Annotated in this window: 7 protein-coding genes; 5 read left to right on the top strand and 2 right to left on the bottom strand. The window is 61.5% G+C overall.

The window, feature by feature from the left end:
* Positions 1-83: 83 nt before the first annotated feature.
* Together pap and F8N49_RS23705 are read left to right on the top strand one after the other, a co-directional pair.
* Positions 84-1598 carry a polyphosphate:AMP phosphotransferase gene (gene pap, locus F8N49_RS23710; RefSeq protein ID WP_016770941.1) on the top strand — a complete coding sequence of 505 codons (1515 nt, stop codon included), beginning with the start codon at positions 84-86 and terminating at the stop codon, positions 1596-1598.
* A 103-nt stretch (positions 1599-1701) separates the two neighbouring features.
* Positions 1702-2886 (top strand): thiolase family protein, encoded by a 1185-nt coding sequence (locus F8N49_RS23705; protein ID WP_151552823.1) that lies wholly within the window; start codon positions 1702-1704, stop codon positions 2884-2886.
* 116 nt (positions 2887-3002) lie between these two features.
* On the opposite strand, the gene F8N49_RS23700 is transcribed toward F8N49_RS23705, so the two are convergent.
* Positions 3003-3194, bottom strand: coding sequence for a DUF6316 family protein (locus F8N49_RS23700; protein ID WP_071173176.1), 192 nt, complete (start codon positions 3192-3194; stop codon positions 3003-3005).
* 210 nt (positions 3195-3404) lie between these two features.
* On the opposite strand from F8N49_RS23700, the gene F8N49_RS23695 reads away from it, so the two are divergent.
* On the top strand, positions 3405-4358 hold the full coding sequence (locus F8N49_RS23695; RefSeq protein WP_122746680.1) for a DMT family transporter: 954 nt from the start codon (positions 3405-3407) through the stop codon (positions 4356-4358).
* Positions 4359-4443: 85 nt separating this feature from the next.
* On the opposite strand, the gene F8N49_RS23690 is transcribed toward F8N49_RS23695, so the two are convergent.
* Positions 4444-5838, bottom strand: a complete 1395-nt coding sequence (locus tag F8N49_RS23690) for a class II fumarate hydratase (RefSeq protein WP_016770937.1) — start codon at positions 5836-5838, stop codon at positions 4444-4446.
* A gap of 191 nt (positions 5839-6029) precedes the next feature.
* Here F8N49_RS23690 and F8N49_RS23685 point away from each other — a divergent pair, with 191 nt between their 5' ends.
* The gene (locus F8N49_RS23685) at positions 6030-6545 is read left to right on the top strand and encodes a DUF2059 domain-containing protein (protein WP_016770936.1); all 516 of its coding nucleotides are present in this window, start codon (positions 6030-6032) and stop codon (positions 6543-6545) included.
* A 12-nt stretch (positions 6546-6557) separates the two neighbouring features.
* Entirely contained in the window at positions 6558-6857 is a 300-nt protein-coding gene (locus tag F8N49_RS23680; RefSeq protein WP_151552821.1) for a BolA family transcriptional regulator, read from the top strand.
* Positions 6858-6940: the final 83 nt, after the last annotated feature.

The raw sequence follows: 6940 nt of genomic DNA, 5'->3' as shown, positions 1-6940 counted from the left end.
ATGTAGGAGCTGCCGAAGGCTGCGATCTGTTCAGGTGCTGCAATCATCCGCTAGTCTTGCTGATCCCTGGAAGGAGCCGTCCCATGTTTGAATCCGCTGAAATCGGTCACGCCATCGACAAAGACACTTATGAGGCGGCGGTCCCTGCGCTGCGTGAAGCCTTGCTGGAAGCGCAGTTCGAGTTGCAGCAGCAGAAGCGCTTTCCGGTGATCATCCTGATCAACGGCATTGAAGGGGCGGGCAAGGGCGAGACGGTCAAGCTGCTCAATGAATGGATGGATCCGCGCCTGATCGAAGTGCGCACCTTCGACCAACAAACCGATGAAGAACTGGCGCGGCCACCGGCGTGGCGCTACTGGCGCATGCTGCCGGCCAAAGGGCGAATGGGCGTGTTCTTCGGCAACTGGTACAGCCAGATGCTCCAGGGCCGGGTGCACGGACTGTTCAAGGATCCGCGTCTGGACCAAGCCATCGCCGGCGCTGAGCGTCTGGAAAAGATGCTCTGCGATGAAGGCGCTCTGATCTTCAAGTTCTGGTTTCACCTGTCCAAGAAGCAGATGAAAGCGCGGCTCAAATCGCTGGCCGACGACCCGCTGCACAGCTGGCGCATCAGTCCGCTGGACTGGCAGCAGTCGCAGACCTACGACAAGTTCGTCAAATACGGCGAGCGCGTGCTGCGCCGTACCAGCCGCGATTACGCGCCGTGGCATGTCATCGAAGGCGTCGATGCCAATTACCGCAGCCTGGCGGTGGGCAAGATTCTCCTCGAAGGCCTGCAAAGTGCGCTCAAGCGTGCCGACGTCAATCCTCACGAAGTCAGTGCCGCGCCGCTGGGCACGCCGGTCGATCAGTTGAACCTGCTCGACAGCCTCGATCTGACCCAGCGTCTGGACAAGAAAGACTATGAAGAACAACTGATCACCGAACAGGCGCGTCTGTCCGGACTGATGCGCGACAAACGCATGCGTCGCCATGCGCTGGTGGCGGTGTTCGAGGGTAACGACGCGGCCGGCAAGGGCGGGGCGATTCGCCGCGTAGCAGCCGCGCTCGATCCGCGTCAGTACAGCATCGTCCCGATCGCCGCGCCGACCGAAGAAGAGCGCGCACAACCGTATCTGTGGCGGTTCTGGCGACACCTTCCGGCGCGGGGCAAATTCACCGTGTTCGACCGCTCCTGGTACGGGCGGGTGCTGGTCGAGCGGATCGAAGGCTTCTGCACCCCGGCCGACTGGCTGCGCGCCTACGGCGAAATCAACGACTTCGAAGAGCAACTGGCCGATGCCGGCGTCATCGTGGTCAAGTTCTGGCTGGCCATCGACAAGGACACGCAGATGGAGCGCTTTCAGGAGCGCGAAGAGATTTCCTTCAAACGCTTCAAGATTACCGAGGACGACTGGCGCAACCGGGAAAAGTGGGACGACTATCGCCGGGCGGTCGGCGACATGGTTGATCGCACCAGCACCGAGATCGCGCCGTGGACGCTGGTCGAGGCCAACGACAAACGCTGGGCACGGGTGAAAGTATTGCGCACCATCAACCGCGCGCTGGAAGACGCGTTCGAGAAATCCGACAAGAAGGCCAAAAAGCACAAGGACTGAAGCGATGGCCGCGCATACGCCGGGTGAATGATCCTCGCGGTCGGCAAGAAGGTGGACTTATGCTCAGGTCCACTCTCAACCGACAACAACAATGAGGTATGCCATGCGTGAAGTGGTGATCGTCGACAGCGTGCGGACCGGCCTGGCCAAATCCTTTCGCGGCAAGTTCAACCAGACCCGCCCCGATGACTTGGCGGCCCACTGCGTCAATGCGCTGCTGACCCGCAACGATATCGACCCGGCCAGCGTCGAGGACTGCATCGTCGGCGCCGGCTCCAACGAGGGCGCGCAGGGCTACAACATCGGCCGCAACGTCGCGGTGCTGTCGCGCCTGGGCACCGGCACCGCCGGCATGACCCTCAACCGTTTCTGCTCGTCGGGCTTGCAGGCGATTGCAATTGCCGCCAACCAGATCGCCTCCGGTTGCAGCGACATCATCGTTGCCGGCGGCGTCGAGTCGATCAGCCTGACCCTGAAAAGCGTCAACACCGATCACCTGATCAACCCGCTGCTCAAGCAACAGACTCCCGGCATCTACTACACCATGGGCCAGACCGCCGAAGTGGTGGCGCGCCGTTACGGCGTCAGCCGCGAGGCCCAGGATCGCTATGCGCTGCAAAGCCAGATGCGTACGGCCCAGGCTCAGGCTGCGGGTTTGTTCGATGATGAAATCGTGCCGATGGCGGTGAAATACCGCGTCGAGGACAAGAACAGCGGTGAAGTGCAGATTGTCGACGGCGTCGTCGAGCGCGACGACTGCAACCGCCCGGACACCACCTACGAAAGCCTTGCCGGGTTGAAACCAGTGTTCGCCGACGACGGTTCGGTAACGGCGGGCAATTCCTCGCAGCTGTCCGACGGTGCCTCGATGACACTGGTGATGAGTCTGGACAAAGCGCTGGAGCTGGGGCTCAAACCGAAAGCGTTTTTCCGTGGTTTCACCGTCGCCGGCTGCGAGCCGGACGAAATGGGCATCGGCCCGGTGTTCTCGGTGCCGAAACTGCTCAAGGCCAAGGGCTTGCAAGTGGCGGATATCGATCTGTGGGAATTGAACGAGGCGTTTGCTTCGCAGTGCCTGTACAGCCGCGACCGGCTGGAGATCGACAACGACAAATACAACGTCAACGGCGGCTCGATTTCCATCGGCCACCCGTTCGGCATGACCGGCTCGCGCCAGGTAGGGCATTTGATCCGGGAATTGCAGCGGCGCAACCTGCGTTACGGCATCGTCACCATGTGCGTGGGCGGCGGCATGGGAGCGAGCGGGTTGTTTGAGGCGGTGCGCTGAATCCTCCGTTCGTTGTCGTCGGTCAGATCGCCATCGCTGGCAAGCCAGCTCCCACAGGTTTTGTATATGTCAAAAATCCTGTGGGAGCTGGCTTGCCAGCGATGGGATCAACACGGTTAGCCCTTGGAACCCTGCCGCTGCATCCGCGCTATATAAGCCTGAATCTCCCGCTCGATCACCTGACTGTCATACGGCCCTTCAAGGGTATTTTCCCGGGTGCTGAAATACAGCTCGCCATTGACCCGACACACGCGGTCGCTGCGAAAACGGGTGGCGGGGGCGCTGTCCTCGGCGCGCATGGCGTACATGTCGGTCTCCCTGATCAATGCGTTGAAAAGTCTGCAATCAGCTTATGCCTGAAGCACTTGGCGCGCCTGCCCGGCCGATCAACGGCGGCGCGCCGGTTTAGTGCTGCGACCTGCACAGTTTCATTCGCGGCCTGCCGGTAACTGTCCCTGTGTTGTGCGCAGCCGGACGCCTAGAATGAGTGTTCTTGTCAGCAGGCTTTTGGGGTTCGCATGCACATTTCATCGGGGCGCTGGGTGTACGGACTGTTCCTGGCGCTGCTGACCGCGTTTCTGTGGGGCATCCTGCCGATCAAGCTCAAACAGGTATTGCAGGTGATGGACCCGGTCACGGTGACCTGGTTTCGCCTGATGGTGTCCGGTGGCTGCCTGTTCATCTATCTGGCGTCGGTCAAGCGCCTGCCAAGTCGCAAGGTGCTCGGGCCGAAGGGTGGCTGGCTGGTGCTGATGGCGGTGCTGGGGCTGGTCGGCAATTACGTGTTGTACCTGATGGGCCTCAACCTGCTCAGCCCCGGCACCGCGCAATTGGTGGTGCAAATGGGCCCGATCATGCTGCTGATCGCCAGCCTGTTCGTGTTCAAGGAACGCTTCAGCATCGGCCAGGGCATCGGCCTGCTGGTGTTGCTGGTCGGCTTTGGTCTGTTCTTCAATCAGCGTCTGGCCGAGCTGCTGACCTCGCTGTCCGACTACACCGCCGGCGTGCTCTTGGTGCTGCTGGCGTCGACGGTCTGGACCTTCTATGCGCTGGGCCAGAAGCAATTGCTCACGGTGTGGAATTCGTTGCAGGTGATGATGGTGATCTATCTCTTCTGCGGGCTATTGCTGACGCCGTGGGTGCATCCGCTGGAAGCGCTCAACCTGAGCCCGTTGCAGGGCTGGCTGCTGTTGGCGTGCTGCATGAACACCTTGATCGCCTACGGCGCATTCGCCGAAGCGCTGGCGCATTGGGAAGCATCGCGGGTCAGCGCAACATTGGCGATCACTCCGTTGGTGACGTTTGTGGCGGTGGCGATTGCGGCGCGGATCTGGCCGGACTACGTGCATGCCGAGCAGATCAATACGCTGGGCTACGGCGGGGCGGTGCTGGTGGTGCTGGGTTCGGCGCTGGTGGCGTTGGGGCCATCGTTGATTGCCGGGCTCAGGGCGCGGCGGATGCGCATGGCCTGAAGATCAAAAGATCGCAGCCTGCGGCAGCTCCTACAATTGGAATGCGTTTCCCTGTAGGAGCTGCCGAAGGCTGCGATCTTTTGCTTTAGCCCTTGGCGCCAGCCTCGATCATGTTCTCCGGCCGCACCCAGGCATCGAACTCTTCATCCGTCAGATAACCCAGCTGCAACGCCGCCTCACGCAAAGTCAGCCCTTCGCTGTAAGCCTTCTTCGCGATCTCCGCCGACTTGTCATAACCGATGTGCGGGTTCAGCGCGGTCACCAGCATCAATCCACGTTCCAGATGCTTGGCCATGACCTCGGCATCCGGTTCGAGCCCGGCAATGCAGTGCTGCTGGAAGTTGCTGCAGCCATCGCCGAGCAAACGGATCGATTGCAGCAGGTTGTGGATGATCACCGGTTTGAACACGTTCAGCTGCAAGTGCCCCTGACTGGCGGCAAAACCGATCGCCACGTCATTGCCGAGCACCTGACAGGCGAGCATCGACAGCGCTTCGCACTGGGTCGGGTTGACCTTGCCGGGCATGATCGAGCTGCCCGGTTCGTTGGCCGGCAGCTTCACTTCAGCGAAACCTGCGCGAGGACCTGAGCCCAGCAGACGCAGGTCGTTGGCGATCTTCATCAAGGCCACGGCGAGGGTTTTCAGCGCACCCGACAGCGTTACCAGCGGTTCATGACCGGCCAGTGCAGCGAACTTGTTCGGCGCGGTGACGAACGGCAGACCGGACAGTGCTGCGAGTTCGGCGGCAATCGCCTCACCGAAACCGTGTGGTGAATTCAAACCGGTACCAACGGCGGTGCCGCCCTGAGCCAGTTCGCAAACCGCCGGCAGCGCGGCACGAATCGCGCGCTCGGCGTAATCCAGTTGCGCGATGAAGCCGGACAGTTCCTGACCGAAGGTGATCGGCGTCGCGTCCATCATGTGCGTGCGCCCGGTCTTCACCAGTTTCATGTGCCGCGCCGCCAGTTCAGCGAGGCCGCCGGACAGCTCGGCAATCGCCGGCAGCAGTTGTTCCTGCACCGCTTTGGCGGTGGCGATGCTCATGGCAGTGGGGAAGCAGTCGTTGGAACTTTGCGAGCGATTGACGTGATCGTTCGGGTGCACCGGCGACTTGCCGCCACGCGGGTTGCCGGCCAGTTCGTTGGCGCGACCGGCGATCACTTCGTTGACGTTCATGTTGCTTTGAGTGCCGCTGCCGGTCTGCCAGACCACCAGCGGGAACTGCTCGTCATGCTCGCCGGCGAGCACTTCATCGGCGGCCTGCTCGATCAGGCGGGCGATGTCGGCGGGCAGGTCGCCGTTGCGGTCGTTGACCCGTGCGGCGGCTTTCTTGATCAGCGCCAGGGCGTGCAGCACCGGTAGCGGCATGCGTTCCTGACCAATGGCGAAGTTGATCAGCGAGCGTTGCGTCTGAGCACCCCAGTAAGCGTCGTCCGGGACCTCGATCTGGCCCAGGCTGTCGGTTTCGATACGGCTCATCGTGCACACTCCTGTTGGTCTGTTGGCGCAATTTAGGCCGGCTTCGGCCCGGGTGGTTCCATCGGCTCGATTGTTGACCGCAAAACCCCGCCAATCAAGCGCGGCAAGGGCCGGGGGTTGAGCCACAGCGATTGTTAGGCGCAGAATGGTCGCCCTTGGGGTTCGACCTCGCTTTGCTTAAAGGAAACTCGATGACTCGTCTTCGCGCCATCTGTACCGCGGTTGCACTGGTTTGCGCCAGCGGCCAGGTGCTTGCCGATACCGCCAGCCACAACGCCAGTGCCGAAGCTTTCCTGACGCTGGCTCACGCTGACAAGCTGGGTACCCCGGTGTACATGCAAGTGCAGCAAATGTTCGCCCAGCGCTTTGAACAGACCAAAGCGCCTGAGTCGAAGAAAGCCGTGCTCGAAACCTACCAGGCCAAGGCCAACGCTGCGCTGGACCAGGCCATCGGCTGGAACAAGCTCAAGCCCGACATGGTCAAGCTCTACACCAGCAACTTCAGCGAATCCGAGCTGAAAGATCTGGTTGCCTTCTACCAATCGCCACTGGGCAAGAAAGTCCTGGAAAAAATGCCGCAGCTGACCCAGCAATCGGCGCAGATGACCCAGGGCAAACTGGAAAGCGCGGTGCCTGTGGTCAACAAGCTGCTCGACGACATGACCAAAGAGCTGACCCCGGCCGCGGCGCCAGCCAAGAAGAAGTAAGCGGAGTTCGTGATGACCATGCAACAACGCATCGAATCGACGCTGGCCCTGTTACAGCCTGAGCACCTGCAAGTGCTGGACGAAAGCCACATGCACAGTCGCGGGTCACAGACCCACTACAAGGCGGTGGTGGTCAGCGCGCAGTTCGAAGGCCTGAACCGGGTCAAGCGCCACCAGAAAGTCTACGGCACGCTCGGCGAGCTGATGGGCGAGTTCCATGCGTTGGCGCTGCACACCTACACCCCGCAGGAATGGGCAGAGATCGACGGCGCTCCGGCGTCGCCGAGCTGTGCTGGCGGTAGCAAGCACTGATTTTGGATGTGGCGGGATTTTTGTGGTGAGGGGATTTATCCCCGTTCGGCTGCGCAGCAGTCGTAAACCCTGTAACCACGGTC

It is taken from the genome of Pseudomonas sp. GXM4 (genome assembly GCF_008923895.1).
GTDB classification, from domain to species: Bacteria; Pseudomonadota; Gammaproteobacteria; order Pseudomonadales; family Pseudomonadaceae; genus Aquipseudomonas; species Aquipseudomonas atacamensis.
The sequence above is the reverse complement of the archived record's forward strand: the minus strand, read 5'-3'. Positions and strand labels throughout refer to the sequence as shown.

Excerpts from the sequence above, each read along its gene's own strand:
- F8N49_RS23680 (WP_151552821.1), top strand. The coding sequence starts at position 6,558 with ATGACCATGCAACAACGCATCGAATCGACGCTGGCCCTGTTACAGCCT.
- F8N49_RS23705 (WP_151552823.1), top strand. The coding sequence starts at position 1,702 with ATGCGTGAAGTGGTGATCGTCGACAGCGTGCGGACCGGCCTGGCCAAA.
- pap (WP_016770941.1), top strand. The coding sequence starts at position 84 with ATGTTTGAATCCGCTGAAATCGGTCACGCCATCGACAAAGACACTTAT.
- F8N49_RS23695 (WP_122746680.1), top strand. The coding sequence starts at position 3,405 with ATGCACATTTCATCGGGGCGCTGGGTGTACGGACTGTTCCTGGCGCTG.
- F8N49_RS23685 (WP_016770936.1), top strand. The coding sequence starts at position 6,030 with ATGACTCGTCTTCGCGCCATCTGTACCGCGGTTGCACTGGTTTGCGCC.
- F8N49_RS23700 (WP_071173176.1), bottom strand. The coding sequence starts at position 3,194 with ATGTACGCCATGCGCGCCGAGGACAGCGCCCCCGCCACCCGTTTTCGC.
- F8N49_RS23690 (WP_016770937.1), bottom strand. The coding sequence starts at position 5,838 with ATGAGCCGTATCGAAACCGACAGCCTGGGCCAGATCGAGGTCCCGGAC.